Annotated in this window: 15 protein-coding genes; 12 read left to right on the top strand and 3 right to left on the bottom strand. The window is 66.6% G+C overall.

Annotated elements, in window-relative coordinates; genetic code table 11:
* Nucleotides 1–27 precede the first annotated feature (27 nt).
* The 12 genes from WS89_RS13640 to nagZ all read left to right on the top strand — a co-directional run bounded on the left by WS89_RS13640 (nucleotide 28) and on the right by nagZ (nucleotide 11,856).
* The gene (locus WS89_RS13640) at nucleotides 28–645 is read left to right on the top strand and encodes a sigma-E factor negative regulatory protein (protein ID WP_059501590.1); all 618 of its coding nucleotides are present in this window, start codon (nucleotides 28–30) and stop codon (nucleotides 643–645) included.
* A 5-nt stretch (nucleotides 646–650) separates the two neighbouring features.
* Nucleotides 651–1,703: a MucB/RseB C-terminal domain-containing protein gene (locus WS89_RS13635; protein ID WP_059791470.1), complete on the top strand. Its 1,053-nt coding sequence runs from the start codon at nucleotides 651–653 to the stop codon at nucleotides 1,701–1,703.
* Nucleotides 1,704–1,719: 16 nt separating this feature from the next.
* The gene (locus tag WS89_RS13630) at nucleotides 1,720–3,216 is read left to right on the top strand and encodes a DegQ family serine endoprotease (protein ID WP_059501587.1); all 1,497 of its coding nucleotides are present in this window, start codon (nucleotides 1,720–1,722) and stop codon (nucleotides 3,214–3,216) included.
* A gap of 7 nt (nucleotides 3,217–3,223) precedes the next feature.
* The gene (locus WS89_RS13625) at nucleotides 3,224–3,460 is read left to right on the top strand and encodes a glutaredoxin family protein (RefSeq protein ID WP_006476497.1); all 237 of its coding nucleotides are present in this window, start codon (nucleotides 3,224–3,226) and stop codon (nucleotides 3,458–3,460) included.
* A 196-nt stretch (nucleotides 3,461–3,656) separates the two neighbouring features.
* Complete coding sequence (lepA, locus tag WS89_RS13620) at nucleotides 3,657–5,450, top strand: translation elongation factor 4 (protein WP_059501585.1); 1,794 nt, start codon at nucleotides 3,657–3,659, stop codon at nucleotides 5,448–5,450.
* A 15-nt stretch (nucleotides 5,451–5,465) separates the two neighbouring features.
* Nucleotides 5,466–6,359 (top strand): signal peptidase I, encoded by an 894-nt coding sequence (gene lepB, locus WS89_RS13615; protein ID WP_059501582.1) that lies wholly within the window; start codon nucleotides 5,466–5,468, stop codon nucleotides 6,357–6,359.
* Nucleotides 6,360–6,513: 154 nt separating this feature from the next.
* On the top strand, nucleotides 6,514–7,740 hold the full coding sequence (rnc, locus tag WS89_RS13610) for a ribonuclease III (RefSeq protein ID WP_059791468.1): 1,227 nt from the start codon (nucleotides 6,514–6,516) through the stop codon (nucleotides 7,738–7,740).
* A 60-nt stretch (nucleotides 7,741–7,800) separates the two neighbouring features.
* Nucleotides 7,801–8,700, top strand: a complete 900-nt coding sequence (gene era / locus WS89_RS13605; RefSeq protein WP_034206782.1) for a GTPase Era — start codon at nucleotides 7,801–7,803, stop codon at nucleotides 8,698–8,700.
* Nucleotides 8,687–9,523, top strand: coding sequence for a DNA repair protein RecO (gene recO / locus WS89_RS13600; protein ID WP_059501578.1), 837 nt, complete (start codon nucleotides 8,687–8,689; stop codon nucleotides 9,521–9,523). The genes era and recO overlap by 14 nt, the downstream gene beginning before the upstream one ends.
* Entirely contained in the window at nucleotides 9,520–10,296 is a 777-nt protein-coding gene (gene pdxJ / locus WS89_RS13595) for a pyridoxine 5'-phosphate synthase (protein ID WP_059791466.1), read from the top strand. The genes recO and pdxJ overlap by 4 nt, the downstream gene beginning before the upstream one ends.
* Nucleotides 10,297–10,376: 80 nt before the next feature.
* Complete coding sequence (acpS, locus tag WS89_RS13590; protein ID WP_059791464.1) at nucleotides 10,377–10,811, top strand: holo-ACP synthase; 435 nt, start codon at nucleotides 10,377–10,379, stop codon at nucleotides 10,809–10,811.
* A 16-nt stretch (nucleotides 10,812–10,827) separates the two neighbouring features.
* Nucleotides 10,828–11,856, top strand: coding sequence for a beta-N-acetylhexosaminidase (nagZ, locus tag WS89_RS13585; RefSeq protein ID WP_059791462.1), 1,029 nt, complete (start codon nucleotides 10,828–10,830; stop codon nucleotides 11,854–11,856).
* A gap of 176 nt (nucleotides 11,857–12,032) precedes the next feature.
* Here the strand turns inward: nagZ and WS89_RS13580 are convergent, their stop codons facing one another.
* The 3 genes from WS89_RS13580 to earP all read right to left on the bottom strand — a co-directional run bounded on the left by WS89_RS13580 (nucleotide 12,033) and on the right by earP (nucleotide 15,573).
* Entirely contained in the window at nucleotides 12,033–13,418 is a 1,386-nt protein-coding gene (locus WS89_RS13580; protein ID WP_059791460.1) for a sigma-54-dependent transcriptional regulator, read from the bottom strand.
* Between the two features lie 267 nt (nucleotides 13,419–13,685).
* Entirely contained in the window at nucleotides 13,686–14,243 is a 558-nt protein-coding gene (gene efp / locus WS89_RS13575) for an elongation factor P (RefSeq protein ID WP_034206788.1), read from the bottom strand.
* A 136-nt stretch (nucleotides 14,244–14,379) separates the two neighbouring features.
* Entirely contained in the window at nucleotides 14,380–15,573 is a 1,194-nt protein-coding gene (gene earP / locus WS89_RS13570; protein ID WP_059791458.1) for an elongation factor P maturation arginine rhamnosyltransferase EarP, read from the bottom strand.
* Nucleotides 15,574–15,612 lie beyond the last annotated feature (39 nt).

Below are 15,612 nucleotides of genomic sequence, written 5' to 3'. Positions count from 1 at the left end.
GACGGGGTGTGCAAGATGGGGAGCATCATGGGGTCGGTCAATACGCAATCGCAAGCGTGCTCGCGCGGCGAGCGCATTTCCGCGCTGGTCGACGGCGAAATGTTCGACGGCCCGGATCACGGGCAGTTTCTGGCTGAACTCGACCGCGCGGATCGCGCCGTATGGGCCCAGTACCACTTGATCGGCGATGCGCTGCGCTCGGACGAGCTCGCGCTGTCGCCCGCGCTGAGCGTCGCGTTCACAGCGCGCATGTCGGCTGCGCTCGAAAGCGAGCCGCACCTGCTGGCGCCGGCGGCCGCGCCGGTCGCACGCAAGCTGCTGTCGCTGCGCCGCCGCGTCGTGCCCGCGTTCGCGGTGGCCGCCGCGGCCGCCACGCTGACGTGGATCGTCGTCCCGCAGATGCAGACGGCCGGCGCCCCGGGCGCCGTCCAGGTCGCATCGGCAGGCGCGCCGCAGAACGGCAACCTGCAGCGCGTGACGGTTGCGCAGGCATCGACCCAGCCGGGCCTGCAGGACGTCAACATCATTCGCGACGCCAGCCTCGACCAATACCTTGAAGCGCACCAGCAATTCGCGCAGCAGCCCGTCGTCACGGGTTCGATGCCACTGATCCGCGCTGCCGTGACCACCACGCCAGGCCAATAACCCCGATGCGGACATTGCAGTTGAATCCCGCCATCTCCGGATGGAAGCGGCTGCCGGCCCTTTTGCTTTGCGCAGCCGCCCTGTTGTCCGTTCAATCCCTTCCCGCCAGCGCCCAGCAACCGGACGATCCCGTCGCGACCCGCAAGGGCGCCGCTGACTGGCTCGACCGCGTCCAGCAGGCGGCGCAGCAGCAGAGCTACGAAGGTACGTTCGTCTACCAGCGCGGTGGGTACGTGCAGTCGTCGCGCATCGCGCACGTCTCGTCCCGCGACGGCGAGTTCGAGCGGATCGAGACGCTCGACGGCAAGCCGCGCAAGCTGCTGCGGCACAACGACGAGCTGTATACGTTCGTGCCCGAGCGCAAGCTGTGCGTGGTCGAACGCCGCCAGACGCGCGACTCGTTCCCCGCGCTGCTCGGCGCGAGCGGCGAGCACGTGATGTCCGTCTACGATGCGAAGTCGCTCGGCAAGGACCGTGTGGCCGGGATCGACGCGCAGGTCGTCGAGCTCGTGCCGAAAGATGCGTATCGTTTCACGTACAAGCTGTGGGCCGACGCGCGCACCGGGCTGCTGCTGCGTTCGCAGACGCTCGACGCGAACGATCACGTGCTCGAACAGATCGCGTTCTCGCAACTGCAGACGGGCGGCGCAAGCGGCGACAAGGCCGCGATTGCAGCCGGCATGCGCAATCTGAGCGGCTGGACGGTCGTGCGCCCGCCGGTCGCGGCGGTCGACATGGAGGCGCAGGGCTGGCAGCTTGCGCCGAGCGTCGCCGGCTTCCAGAAGATTCGTGAAGTGCGCCGGCCGATGGCCGCGCGCGATGCGGGCGATCCGCCGATCCCGGTCGATCAGGCCGTCTTCACCGACGGCCTCGCGACGATCTCGGTTTTCATCGAGCCGGCCGAAAAGAATACGCGCAAGGAAGGCGCGGGCAGCACCGGTGCGACGCACGTTCTCGTGAAGCGCCGCGGCGACTACTGGATCACCGTGCTCGGCGAAGTGCCGCCGGCCACGTTGCAGCAGTTCGCGTCTGCCATAGAATACAAGGCTTCCAAGTAACGCTACGGCTTCCGACATGATGAAACTCACGCTGCGCAAATGGCTCGCGGCGGCGGCGCTGTCTGCCTGCCTGCCGCTCGTGCCGCATACCGCGTTCGCTGTGACGGCTCCCGCTGCCAGCCTGCCCGACTTTGCCGATTTGGTCGAGAAGGTCGGCCCGGCCGTCGTGAACATCCGGACCACCGCCAACGTGCCGACGAGCGGCCCGCGCGGGATGCTCCCGCCCGGCTTCGACAACGGCGACATGTCCGAATTCTTCCGGCGCTTCTTCGGCATTCCGCTGCCGCAGGCGCCCGGTAACGGCGGCGGCAACGGCGGCAACCCGAAGAACGCGCCGGCACCGGACAATCCGCCCGACACCGAGCAGAACCGCGGCGTCGGCTCGGGCTTCATCGTGTCGGCCGACGGTTACGTGATGACCAATGCGCACGTCGTCGACGATGCGGACACCATTTACGTGACGCTGACCGACAAGCGCGAATTCAAGGCGAAGCTGATCGGCGTCGACGACCGTACGGACGTCGCGGTCGTCAAGATCCAGGCGTCGAACCTGCCGGTCGTCGCGATCGGCGATTCGAACAAGGTGCGCGTCGGCGAATGGGTCGTCGCGATCGGGTCGCCGTTCGGCCTCGACAACACGGTCACGGCCGGCATCGTCAGCTCGAAGAGCCGCAACACGGGCGACTACCTGCCGTTCATCCAGACCGACGTCGCCGTGAACCCCGGCAACTCGGGCGGCCCGCTGATCAACATGCAGGGCGAGGTGATCGGCATCAACTCGCAGATCTACAGCCGGACCGGCGGCTTCATGGGCATTTCGTTCGCGATTCCGATCGACGAGGCGATGCGCGTGGCCGACCAGCTGAAAGCGACGGGCAAGGTCACGCGCGGCCGCATCGCCGTGGCGATCGGCGAGGTGACGAAGGACGTAGCCGACTCGATCGGGCTGCCGAAGGCCGAAGGCGCGCTCGTCAGCAGCGTCGAGCCGGGCGGCCCTGCCGACAAGGCCGGCATCCAGCCGGGCGACATTATCCTGAAGTTCAACGGCCGTCCGGTCGATGCGGCGTCGGATCTGCCGCGCATGGTCGGCGACACGAAGCCTGGCACGAAGGCGACGGTCAGCGTGTGGCGCAAGGGTCAGGCGCGCGATCTGCCGATCACGATCGCCGAGACGCCGGCCGAGTCGACGGCGAAGGCCGAGCAGCGCAAGAATGCACCGCAGAAGCCGCGCCAGACCAATTCGCTCGGCCTGACGGTCAGCGACCTGACGGCGGAGCAGATGAAGACGCTGAAGTTGAAGAACGGCGTGCAGATCGACGGCGTCGACGGGCCGGCCGCCCGTGCGGGCCTGCAGCGCGGCGACATCGTGCTGCGGGTGGGCGACACCGACATCACGAGCGCGAAGCAGTTCGCGGACGTGACCGCGCAGCTCGATCCGCAGAAGGCGGTCGCGGTGCTCGTGCGGCGTGGCGACAACACGCAGTTCGTGCCCGTGCGGCCGCGCCAGAAGTAACGCGCCGATGTTCACGCTCTACGGCCGCGGCTGGTGCCACCTGTGCGACGACATGCGCGACGCACTGGCGCCGGTGGCGGCCGAATTCGGCGTCGCGGTCGACTACATCGACATCGACACCGATGCGGCGCTCGTCGCGCGTTACGACGAGGACGTGCCCGTGCTGCTGCTGGACGGCGCGGAAGTGTGCCGCCACCGGTTCGACGACGCGCGGGTGCGCGACGCGCTGGCGGCCCGGCGCTGAACCGGGCCCGCCGCGGGCCGGCGCCGCTTCGCACGGGGCACGATCCGGCGGTCGGCTCGGCCGGGCTCCCGCGTGGCAGGGCGTCCGAAATCCCGCCCGGCGTAAGCCTTTTCGGCTAAAATAAGCCGTTTTTTCACCGACTTACAAGGCGTGCTCCGCAGTCGTGAGCGCGCCTTTTTCGCTTGATCGGCACTGAATGGATCATATTCGCAATTTCTCGATCATCGCCCACATCGACCATGGCAAGTCGACGCTCGCGGATCGCATCATCCAGGTATGCGGCGGCCTCGCCGACCGTGAAATGGAAGCGCAGGTGCTCGACTCGATGGATATCGAGCGCGAGCGCGGCATCACGATCAAGGCGCAGACTGCCGCGTTGTCCTATCGCGCACGCGACGGCAAGGTCTACAACCTGAACCTGATCGACACGCCGGGGCATGTCGACTTCTCGTACGAGGTCAGCCGTTCGCTGTCCGCGTGCGAAGGCGCGCTGCTGGTCGTCGACGCGAGTCAAGGCGTCGAGGCGCAGACGGTCGCGAACTGCTACACGGCGATCGAGCTCGGCGTCGAGGTCGTGCCCGTGCTGAACAAGATCGATCTGCCGGCCGCGAACCCCGAGAACGCGATCGAGGAAATCGAGGACGTGATCGGCATCGACGCGACCGACGCGACGCGCTGCAGCGCGAAGACGGGCCTCGGCGTCGAGGACGTGCTCGAGTCGCTGATCGCGAAGGTGCCCCCGCCGAAGGGCGATCCGGCCGCGCCGCTGCAGGCGCTGATCATCGATTCGTGGTTCGACAACTACGTCGGCGTCGTGATGCTCGTGCGCATCGTCAACGGCACGCTGCGTCCGAAGGACAAGATCAAGATGATGGCGACCGGCGCGCAGTATCCGGTCGAGCACGTTGGCGTGTTCACGCCGAAGTCGCGCAATCTCGAGTCGCTGTCGGCCGGGCAGGTGGGCTTCATCATCGCGGGCATCAAGGAACTGACGGCCGCGAAAGTCGGCGATACCGTCACGCACGCGACCAAGGCCGCTGCCGAGCCGCTGCCGGGCTTCAAGGAAGTGAAGCCGCAGGTGTTCGCGGGGCTGTATCCGGTCGAGGCGAACCAGTACGACGCGCTGCGCGAATCGCTCGAGAAGCTCAAGCTGAACGACGCATCGCTGCAGTACGAGCCGGAAGTGTCGCAGGCGCTCGGTTTCGGGTTCCGTTGCGGCTTCCTCGGGCTGCTGCACATGGAAATCGTACAGGAGCGGCTCGAGCGCGAGTTCGACATGGATCTCATCACGACCGCGCCGACGGTCGTCTACGAGGTCGTGCAGAGCGACGGCTCGACGATCATGGTCGAGAATCCGGCGAAGATGCCGGAGCCCGGCCGCATCGCCGAAGTGCGCGAGCCGATCGTCACCGTGAACCTGTACATGCCGCAGGATTACGTCGGCTCGGTGATCACGCTGTGCGAGCAGAAGCGCGGCTCGCAGATCAACATGCAGTATCACGGCCGCCAGGTGCAGCTCACGTACGAGATCCCGATGGCCGAGATCGTGCTCGACTTCTTCGATCGCCTGAAGTCGGTATCGCGCGGCTATGCGTCGATGGATTACGAGTTCAAGGAGTACCGTTCGTCGGACGTCGTGAAGGTCGACATGCTGATCAACGGCGACAAGGTCGACGCGCTGTCGATCATCGTGCACCGGTCGCAATCGCAATATCGCGGCCGCGAAGTCGCCGCGAAGATGCGCGAGATCATCCCGCGCCAGATGTACGACGTGGCGATCCAGGCCGCGATCGGTGCGCACATCGTCGCGCGCGAGAACATCAAGGCGCTCCGCAAGAACGTGCTCGCGAAGTGCTACGGCGGCGACATCACGCGGAAGAAGAAACTGCTCGAGAAGCAGAAAGAAGGTAAGAAACGCATGAAGCAGGTGGGTTCGGTCGAGATCCCGCAGGAGGCGTTCCTCGCGATCTTGCGCGTCGAAGACAAATAACAGGACTGATCCTTTATGAATTTTGCGCTGATTCTTTTTGTGCTCGTCGTCGTGACGGGCGTAGCGTGGGTGCTGGACAAACTGGTGTTCCTGCCGCGGCGTCGCAAGGCGGCCGACTCGGCGATCGAGGAGTTCGATCGCCAGCAGTCGCGCATCGACAAGCGTTTCGCGGACGAAAACGCAGCGCAGACGCGTTCGAAGCTGCGTGACGAAAAGCTGCGCCAGCCGTGGTGGCTCGAGTACACGGCGAGCTTCTTCCCGGTGATCCTGGCCGTGTTCGTCGTGCGTTCGTTCGTCGTCGAGCCGTTCAAGATTCCGTCGGGTTCAATGGTGCCGACGCTGCTCGTCGGCGACTTCATCCTCGTCAACAAGTTCGAGTACGGGCTGCGCCTGCCGGTCACGAACACGAAGATCACGCAGGGCAGCCCGCTGTCGCGCGGCGACGTCGTCGTGTTCCGCTATCCGAAGGACGAGTCGGTCGATTACATCAAGCGCGTGATCGGCCTGCCGGGCGACACGATCGCGTATCAGGACAAGCAGCTCACGATCAACGGCCAGCCGGTGCCCGAAACGCCGCTGCCCGATTTCTTCGACGACGAGCGCCAGAATTACGCGAAGCAGTTCGAGGAAACGATCGGCAACAAGAAGAACGCGATCCTCAACAACCCGGCCGTGCCGCCGTTCGTGATGGGCGCATACGACTATCCGTATCGCGACAACTGCACGTACAACAGCCGCGGCGTGATCTGCAAGGTGCCGCCCGGTCACTACTTCATGATGGGCGACAACCGCGACAACAGCGCGGACAGCCGCTACTGGGGTTTCGTGCCGGACCGGAACATCGTCGGCCGCGCGTTCTTCATCTGGATGAACTTCGGCGACCTGAAGCGCATCGGTTCCTTCAACTGATCGCATTCGATTCACACGCAATACGCGACGCACGGGCCGCGTCGCGTATTGCCGAACTACTTTAAGAACCGGCGGTAACACCGCCTCGACACGCCTTTTCGCGTCCGGCCGTGCCGTTTCGGCCCGACCGGGCGCCCGCGTTATACTCCTGCACATGCCCCTATCCCAGTTGGAAAGCCGGCTGCGCTACGAATTTCGCAATGCGGAATTGTTGCGCCAGGCTTTGACCCATCGCAGTCACAGCGCCACGCACAACGAACGGCTCGAGTTTCTCGGCGATTCCGTTCTGAATTGCGCGGTGGCCGCCCTTTTGTTCCAGCGTTTCGGCAAGCTGGACGAAGGTGACCTGTCGCGCGTACGCGCCAACCTCGTCAAGCAGCAGTCGTTGTACGAAATCGCTCAGGCCCTGAATATCTCGGACGGCCTGCGGCTCGGCGAGGGCGAGCTGCGCAGCGGCGGATTCCGCCGCCCGTCGATCCTCGCGGACGCGTTCGAAGCCATCATCGGGGCCGTATTCCTCGATGGCGGCTTCGAAGCCGCCCAAGGGGTCATCAAGCGGCTCTATATCCCGATTCTCGACCACATCGATCCGCGCACGCTCGGCAAGGACGCGAAGACGCTGCTGCAGGAATACTTGCAGGGGCACAAGATCGCGCTGCCGACCTATACGGTCGTCGCGACGCATGGTGCGGCGCACAATCAGCAGTTCGAGGTCGAGTGCACGGTGCCGAAGCTCGACGTGAAGGTATCGGGTTCCGGCGCGAGCCGGCGCGCGGCCGAGCAGGCCGCCGCGAAGAAGGCGCTCGACGAAGTGATGGCGGCCGCGCCGATGCTGGCCGCGAAGCCGAAGCGCTCGAAAAACGCACGCGGGTCCAAGCATGTCGAACCTGAGATCGTGCCGGGCGTGAAGGGCGTGCAGGAAGCGCTCGACCTGCGCTCGCCGGAGCGCAAGGAACGTGCGGCGGCGCGCGAGGCCAGAGCGGCCGGCGCGGCGCCGGCTGCAACCGCTGCGGCTGTGGGCACGGGCGAGCCGGCCGTCGCGCCGATGGCGGCGATTCGCGCGGCGCATGTCGAGCCGGCAACGGACAAGGGCGAGCGGGCGGCGAAGCCGGCAACCGACAAGGTGGCCGACAAACCGGCCGAGCGGCCCGACAAGGCCGCAGAAAAACCCGCCGAAGCCGCGTCGCGCGCAGCCGACAAGCCGGCCGGCCATGCAGCCGATTCGACAGCGTCGTCGGCCGACAAGCCTTCCGCGAGTGCCGACTCCGCCGCGCGCACGCCGGCGCGCGCACGCGATGCCGCGGCGCCCGACGCCGATGCGCCGCCTGGCGGCGCGAGTCTTGCTGCCGCGCAGGCGCGCGTGGCCGATGCCGGCCACTGAATTGCCCATCGATCGTGCCGCGCGCCGCGCGGCCGTTTCCGAACCTGTCTCCCAAACGATATGAACACTCCCGCTCCTACCGGTTTCCGTTGCGGCATGATCGCGATCGTGGGCCGCCCGAACGTCGGCAAGTCGACGTTGATGAACGCACTCGTCGGCCAGAAGATCAGCATCACGTCGCGCAAGGCGCAGACGACCCGTCACCGCATCACCGGCATCAACACGTTCGACGACGCGCAATTCGTGTTCGTCGACACGCCTGGCTTCCAGACGCGTCACAGCACCGCGCTGAACCGTTCGCTGAACCGCGCGGTCACGTCGACGCTGACGTCGGTCGACGTGATCCTGTTCGTGATCGAGGCCGGCCGCTTCGGGCCCGACGACCAGAAGGTGCTCGACCTGATCCCGCCCGGCATGCCGACGCTGTTGATCGCGAACAAGATCGACCGCGTGAACGACAAGGCGTCGCTGTTCCCGTTCATGCAGAAGGTGAGCGAACTGCGCGAATTCACCGAGCTCGTGCCGCTGTCGGCGCAGCGGCCGGAAGACATCAAGCGCCTGCTGGATACGATCAAGCCGTACCTGCCGGAAGGCGAGCCGATCTACGGCGAGGACGAACTGACCGACCGCAGCTCGCGTTTTCTCGCGGCCGAAATCCTGCGCGAGAAGGTATTCCGCTGGACCGGCGACGAACTGCCGTACACGAGCACCGTGCTGATCGACAAGTTCGAGGAAGAGGGCCGCCTGAAGCGCATCTTCGCGACGATCCTCGTCGAGCGCGATTCGCACAAGGCGATGGTGATCGGCAAGAAGGGCGAGAAGCTCAAGCAGATCAGCACCGAGGCGCGGATGGACATGGAGAAGCTGTTCGACGGCCCCGTCTACCTCGAAACCTTCGTGAAGGTGAAGAGCGGTTGGGCCGACAACGAGGCGGGGCTGCGTGCCTATGGGTACGAATGACGCGCTGACGTCGACCGAAGACGCGGTGAGCGCCGGCGCGAATGACGCGCCGTTGCCGGCACCGCCCGAACCGCCGCGCAAGGTGCGGCGCGCGGCGTCTCGCACGTCCGATTTCCGCGTCGCCGAGCAGCCGGCGTTCGTGCTGCACAGCTATCCGTATCGGGAAACGAGCCTGATCGTCGACGTGCTGACGCGCGACCACGGCCGGCTCGCGCTCGTCGCAAAGGGCGCGAAGCGCCCGCACTCGGCGTTGCGCGGCGTATTGCAGACCTTCCAGCCGTTGCTGCTGTCGTGGTCCGGCAAATCCGAGGTGCGCACGCTGACGGGCGCCGAGTGGGTCGGCGGGATGCTGCCGCTAAGCGGCGACGGGCTGTTGTGCGGTTTCTACGCGAACGAGCTGCTCGTGAAATTCTGCGCGCGCGAGGATCCCCAGCCGCCGCTGTTCAATCATTACGTGCTGACCCTCACGCGCCTCGCGCACGGCGAGCCCGCGGTGCAGGTGCTGCGCTCGTTCGAGCGTGTGCTGCTGCGCGAGACCGGGTATGCGATGGCGCTGAACCGCACGGTCGCGCGCCGCGCCGTCGAGCCCGAGCGCCGCTACGTGTTCGATCCCGAGCGCGGCGTGCGCAATGCGGACGACGACGTGCCGTCGCACTGGCCGGTCATTACCGGACAGACGTTGCTCGACATGGAGCAGGACGATTACCATCGAGCCCAGACGGTTGCGCAAAGCAAGACGCTGATGCGCTTCCTGCTGAACACCTATCTCGGCGGCACGCCGCTCGCCACGCGTCAGATCCTGATCGACCTGCAAAACCTATGAGCTTCTTCCTGACAACGCCCACCGCCATCGACCTCGGCGTGAACATCGACCACGTCGCGACGCTGCGCAATGCGCGCGGCACGCGCTATCCCGATCCGGTCCGCGCGGCGCTCGCCGCCGAAGAGGCGGGCGCGGACGCGATCACGCTGCACCTGCGCGAGGATCGTCGTCACATCGTCGACGCCGACGTGCGCGAACTGCGCCCGCTGCTGAAGACGCGCATGAACCTCGAATGCGCGGTGACGGCGGAGATGCTCGACATCGCGTGCGAAGTGCGTCCCCACGGTGCGTGCCTCGTACCGGAGAAGCGCGCGGAACTGACGACCGAAGGCGGTCTCGATGTCGCCGGCCATTTCGAGGCCGTGCGCGCGGCGTGCAAGCAGCTCGCCGACGTGGGCGTGCGCGTGTCGCTGTTCATCGACCCTGACGACACGCAGATCCGCGCCGCGCACGAAGCGGGCGCGCCGGTGATCGAGCTGCATACGGGCCGCTACGCCGAAGCGCACGACCAGGCCGAGCAGCAGCGCGAATACGAGCGTATCGTCGCGGGCGTGCAGGCCGGCGCGCAGCTCGGCCTGAAGGTCAATGCGGGCCACGGGCTGCACTACACGAACGTGCAGCAGATTGCCGCGATCGACGGTATCGTCGAGTTGAACATCGGTCACGCGATCGTCGCGCACGCGATCTTCGCGGGCTGGGACAACGCGGTGCGCGAGATGAAGGCGATCATGGTTGCCGCACGCGTCGCCGCGCTGCACGGTGGCGCGCGCTGAGATGCGAGGCCGCCGCGCCCCGCACGCCGTTTGCGACGCACTTGACCCGGCCTCGCCGGGCCACCCCGGCGGAGACTGACATGGCGATCTACGGCATCGGTACCGACATCGCGCAGGTGAGCCGCGTCGCGGCCGTGCTCGAACGCACGGGCGGCCGGTTTGCCGAGAAGGTGCTCGGCCCCGACGAGCTGCGCGTGTTCCACGCGCGGCGCGCCCGCTCCGAGGCGCGCGGCATCGCGTTTCTCGCGACGCGCTTCTCCGCGAAGGAAGCGTTTTCGAAGGCAATCGGACTCGGCATGCACTGGCCGATGACGTGGCGCGCACTGCAGACGCTCAACCATCCGAGCGGCGAGCCGTACGTGGTCGCTTCGGGCGAGCTGGCCGACTGGCTGGCCGCTCGCGGCATCACGGCGCGCGTGACGGTCAGTGACGAACGCGACTACGCGGTGTCGTTCGTGATCGCCGAAACGGGCGCCGCGCCTGCTCCCGGACCTGTTTCCCGAACCCCCTCCTGACGGAATTCCCGATTCGATGAAAACGACTCCCGGCCCGGTCATGCTCGACGTCGTCGGCACGACCCTGTCGCGCGACGATGCGCGGCGCCTCGCGCATCCGAATACCGGCGGCGTGATCCTGTTCGCGCGGCACTTCCAGAATCGTGCGCAACTGACCGCGCTGACCGATTCGATCCGCGCGGTGCGCGAAGACATCCTGATCGCGGTCGATCACGAAGGCGGGCGCGTGCAGCGGTTCCGCACCGACGGCTTCACGGTGCTGCCCGCGATGCGCCGCCTCGGCGAACTGTGGGATCGCGACGTGCTGCTCGCGACGAAGGTCGCGACCGCTGTCGGCTACATCCTGGCTGCCGAATTGCGCGCGTGCGGGATCGACATGAGCTTCACGCCGGTGCTCGATCTCGACTATGGGCACTCGAAGGTGATCGGCGATCGTGCGTTCCATCGCGACCCGCGCGTCGTCACGCTGCTCGCGAAGAGCCTGAACCACGGGCTGTCGCTCGCCGGCATGGCGAACTGCGGCAAGCATTTCCCCGGGCACGGCTTCGCGGAGGCCGATTCGCACGTCGCGCTGCCGACCGACGATCGCACGCTCGATGCGATCGTCGAGCAGGACGTCGCGCCGTACGACTGGCTCGGGCTGTCGCTGTCCGCGGTGATTCCGGCGCACGTGATCTACACGCAGGTCGACAAGCGGCCGGCCGGGTTTTCGCGCGTGTGGTTGCAGGACATCCTGCGCGGGAAGCTCGGCTTCACGGGCGCGATCTTCAGCGACGACCTGTCGATGGAGGCGGCGCGCGAAGGCGGCACGCTCACGCAGGCAGCCGACGCCGCGCTCGCCGCCGGTTGCGACATGGTGCTCGTCTGCAACCAGCCGGACGCGGCCGAAGTCGTGCTGAACGGATTGAAGGCGCGGGCCTCGGCCGAGTCGGTGCGGCGCATCAAGCGGATGCGTGCGCGCGGCAAGGCGCTCAAGTGGGAGAAGCTGGTCGCGCAGCCCGAGTATCTGCGGGCGCAGGCGCTGTTGAGCAGCGCGCTGGCGTAAGCGGCCACGGACGGGGCGCATCGCGCCGTTTGGGTCGCCTCAACAGAAAGCCGCGCAATAGCGCGGCTTTTTTTGCGGGTCGCGACCGCCCGATCAGGGCAGTCGCCGGGACGAGCTCGGGCGTATAAGCAACTAACGGTCAGATCCCGTCAGCGCCCGCGTTCAGGGCCGCCCGCTCAGTTCACCTTCATCCGCTGCAGCTTGTTGTACAGCGTCTTCGGGCTGATGCCGAGCAGCGTAGCCGCGCGGTGGCGCGTACCGCCGACCGCGTCGAGCGTCGCGCGGATCAGCAGATCCTCGACGTCGGACAGCGGCGTGCCGACCTTGATCTGCACGCTGCTGCCGTTCAGCGCGGCGCCGGCGGAGAAGCTGGCTTCGCCCGCGCGCAGCGTCTCGATGAAGTCGCCCGACGCGTCGTACGCGAAGCGCACGCGTTCCTGCAACTCGCGCACGTTGCCCGGCCATTCGTAGGACAGGCATTCGCGCACGAAGCCCGGCGCCGCCCGCTTGTCGGTCGTGCTGCGGCCGGTTGCGCGCGCTTCGCGGTTCAGTTCGTCGATCTGCGCGTCCGCGATCGTGAGCGCGTCGCCGTCGCGCTCGCGCAGCGGCGGCATCGTGATCGACGCCGCGTCGAGGCGCAGCCACAGATCCTCACGCAGCGTGCCGTTCGCCACCGCTTCGCGCGCCGGGCGGCGCGTGGCCGCGATCAGCCGGAAATCGCTGGTGATCGGGCTCGTGCCGCCGATCCGCATGAAGTTCTGCGAATCGAGCGCGTGCAGCAGCGCTTCCTGCAGCACGAGCGGCAGCGCGGTGATTTCGTCGAGGAACAGCGTGCCGCCGCCGGCCTGCTCGAACAGGCCCGATTCGCGGCGCTCGGCGCCGTCGAACGCGCCGCGTTCATGGCCGAACAGCACGCTGTCGAGCGACGCGCCGTGCCGGCCGGCCTGCGCGAGCATGCGGCAGTCGAACGAGACGAACGGCCCCTTGCGGCGCCGGCTCAGTTCGTGCAGCGTGCGCGCCGCCAGCTTCTTGCCGGTGCCGGCTTCGCCCGAGAACAGCACGGCCGTTTCGGTGCGGGCGTTGTGCTCGATCATGTCGTACACGTGCTGCATCGCATCGCTGCGGCCCACCAGCGCGCCGAAGCGGCCGAGATGGCGCAGCGACGCACGCAGCGACTGCACTTCGTCGATCAGTTCGTACGGGCGGGGGATCCGCGCGAGCAGGCTGCGCAGGCGCGGAATGTTGATCGGCTTCAGCAGGTAGTCCCAGATGCCGTGGCGCAGGCCCTCGATGGCGCTCTCGACCGTCGCGTTGCCCGTCAGCACGATCACCGGCAGCGAGCCGTTCGGCTGTTGCTGCGGCAGGTGCTGGAGCAGGTCGAACCCGCTGCCGTCCGGCAGGTTCAGGTCGACGAGCACGACGTCGGGAATCGAGCGGCCGAGCGCCGTGCGCGCTTCGGCGAGCGACGTGGCCGTGTCGACCGAGAAGCCGTCTGCGGCGAGCAGTGCGGTGAGGCCTGACAGGCTGTTGGGATCGTCTTCGACAATCAGGGCGTGTGGCATGGTGGACGCGAGTCGAGTCAAGAGAGGCGGGCTGTCGGCCAGCGGGCCGCAGCCGCATGTCGGATTAAAGATTGATTTTATGCCCCGCCGAACGCATCACGCGCATTATTTCTCCGGCGCTATAAAACAGTTACCGATGATACAAATTGAATATCTTTACCGGTGGCTTTTGTGCTGCTTATGGCTCTGGCTCGTGGTAGCTGTTGGCGCCAGACAAACAAAAAGCGCCCCGAAGGGCGCTTTGTTCGATGCGGGTATCGCTGACGATTACGCGCGGCTGCGGTATTCGTTCGTGCGCGTATCGATTTCGATCTTGTCGCCGGTGTTGCAGAACAGCGGCACTTGCAGTTCGAAGCCGGTCGCCAGCTTCGCGTTCTTCAGCACCTTGCCCGACGACGTGTCGCCCTTGACGGCCGGTTCCGTGTAGGTGATTTCGCGAACGAGGATCGTCGGCAGTTCGACCGAGATCGCCTTCTCGTTGTAGAACACGACTTCGCAAGCCATGCCGTCTTCGAGGTAGTTCAGCGCTTCGCCCATCATTTCGGCTTCGACTTCGTACTGGTTGTAGTCGGCGTCCATGAACACGTACATCGGGTCGGCGAAGTACGAGTACGTCACTTCCTTGCGATCGAGCACGACGACGTCGAACTTGTCGTCGGCCTTGTAGACCGATTCCTGGCCTGCGTTCGTCAGCAGGTTCTTCATCTTCATCTTGACGACGGCGGCGTTACGGCCCGACTTGTTGTATTCCGTCTTGGCGATGACCCATGCGTCGCTGCCGATCTGCACGACGTTGCCTACGCGGAGTTCCTGTGCGGTCTTCATAAAAAACTGTCCTGATCCAATCGAATAAATAGGTGCCTGAGCGTTGCACAACGGGTGAGGCGCCAAGCAGATGCGTTCCGGTGGGCCCCCAAAGCTCAAACGCGAGCGCTTGCATGGTCAGCCGTCGGATAACCGCTTATTTTAACTGAGATTTTGCGTATTCCGCCAGCTTTCCGGCGAGATCGCCGACGGTCGCGAGCGCGTCGGCCCAGCGGGCTGCATTGGCGTCGAGTGCGGCGCGGTGCTGCCATAAATCGGCCCAGTCGGGTATGCCGGCGCCGTTCCAGGCATGCCAGAACCGCTCGAGCGCTGCGCGCGGCGCATCGGCGAGACCGGCCGACAGGTGCGCGAGCGCGGCGTCGAGCTTCGGCAGGTGCGCGTCGTCGGCTTGCGGGTAGATGTGCCACGCAAACGGCTTGCGCGCCCACTGTGCGCGAACGAACGAATCCTCGCCGCGGACGAAATTGAAATCGGCGACCCACAGCAGCGGGTCGTAGTCGGCCTGCGGAACGAACGCGAGACCATGGGCGGTCAGGTTGCCGCTGCGCGCCCATGTGCCCGCCGCGAACGATTCGACCCCGAAAAAATGGGCGACGGCGGGTGACAGACGTCCGGCCGGCACGAGCGCGACGACCGGCGACGGGCCGTCGCGCCATTGCGCAAGCAGCACGTCGACGGCCGGGTTTTCGTAGGCGAACAGGCTGACGACCGTCGTGCCGGGCGCCGGCGGCGCGCCGCCGGTCGCGCGCTGCCACCACGCGGCGCGTGCTGCCGGATCGGTGTCGAAGGCCATGCGGCGCGCGTCGAGGTCGCGCTCTTTCGGCACGCCGCCCGTGCCGGCCGACAGGCCCGGGAAGAAGAACGTCTTCAGCAGCGGGTAGCGTGGATGCGGCGATGGCCGCAAATGGAAATCGGCGACCCAGTCCTCGGCGCTCAGGTATTCGAGGTTGATCCACACGGGGCGCCGCGCGCGCCGCGCCATCGCCGCGAGATACGCGCCGGGCAGCTCGCACGCGAACGCCTCGATCACGACGTCGGCGATTTCCAGCGCATCGCCGACTTCCGCATGCCAGTGCTCGATCACGATCGTGTCGACCGTCTGCCGCGTCGCGCCGGGATCGACCTGCGGCAGCAGGCGTGCGAACGTGTGCAGGTCGTCGACGAACAGGCGAACCTGCCAGCCGTGCTCGTGCGCGAGCTGGCGCGCGACGCGCCAGCACACGCCGATGTCGCCGAAATTGTCGATCACCGTGCAGAAGAGGTCGCAGGCGATCGGTTCGCCCGGCGCGAGCGGCACGGCGGAGAGGGGGGCAGCGGAGGAGCGTGGCATCGAAGCAAGCCGGTGAATGCTCTAAACTGGCGATTCTAA

Origin of the sequence: Burkholderia sp. MSMB1072 (assembly GCF_001524725.1) — a bacterium.
GTDB lineage: Bacteria > Pseudomonadota > Gammaproteobacteria > Burkholderiales > Burkholderiaceae > Burkholderia.
Note: the sequence above shows the minus strand (reverse complement) of the source record. Positions and strands in the feature narration are given on the sequence as shown.

Bases quoted from the DNA above. Each gene is read 5' to 3' on its own strand.
- lepA (WP_059501585.1), top strand. From the start codon at position 3,657: ATGGATCATATTCGCAATTTCTCGATCATCGCCCACATCGACCATGGC.
- pdxJ (WP_059791466.1), top strand. From the start codon at position 9,520: ATGAGCTTCTTCCTGACAACGCCCACCGCCATCGACCTCGGCGTGAAC.
- WS89_RS13630 (WP_059501587.1), top strand. From the start codon at position 1,720: ATGATGAAACTCACGCTGCGCAAATGGCTCGCGGCGGCGGCGCTGTCT.
- nagZ (WP_059791462.1), top strand. From the start codon at position 10,828: ATGAAAACGACTCCCGGCCCGGTCATGCTCGACGTCGTCGGCACGACC.
- WS89_RS13580 (WP_059791460.1), bottom strand. From the start codon at position 13,418: ATGCCACACGCCCTGATTGTCGAAGACGATCCCAACAGCCTGTCAGGC.
- recO (WP_059501578.1), top strand. From the start codon at position 8,687: ATGGGTACGAATGACGCGCTGACGTCGACCGAAGACGCGGTGAGCGCC.
- era (WP_034206782.1), top strand. From the start codon at position 7,801: ATGAACACTCCCGCTCCTACCGGTTTCCGTTGCGGCATGATCGCGATC.
- acpS (WP_059791464.1), top strand. From the start codon at position 10,377: ATGGCGATCTACGGCATCGGTACCGACATCGCGCAGGTGAGCCGCGTC.
- lepB (WP_059501582.1), top strand. From the start codon at position 5,466: ATGAATTTTGCGCTGATTCTTTTTGTGCTCGTCGTCGTGACGGGCGTA.
- WS89_RS13625 (WP_006476497.1), top strand. From the start codon at position 3,224: ATGTTCACGCTCTACGGCCGCGGCTGGTGCCACCTGTGCGACGACATG.
- WS89_RS13640 (WP_059501590.1), top strand. From the start codon at position 28: ATGGGGTCGGTCAATACGCAATCGCAAGCGTGCTCGCGCGGCGAGCGC.
- efp (WP_034206788.1), bottom strand. From the start codon at position 14,243: ATGAAGACCGCACAGGAACTCCGCGTAGGCAACGTCGTGCAGATCGGC.
- rnc (WP_059791468.1), top strand. From the start codon at position 6,514: ATGCCCCTATCCCAGTTGGAAAGCCGGCTGCGCTACGAATTTCGCAAT.
- WS89_RS13635 (WP_059791470.1), top strand. From the start codon at position 651: ATGCGGACATTGCAGTTGAATCCCGCCATCTCCGGATGGAAGCGGCTG.
- earP (WP_059791458.1), bottom strand. From the start codon at position 15,573: ATGCCACGCTCCTCCGCTGCCCCCCTCTCCGCCGTGCCGCTCGCGCCG.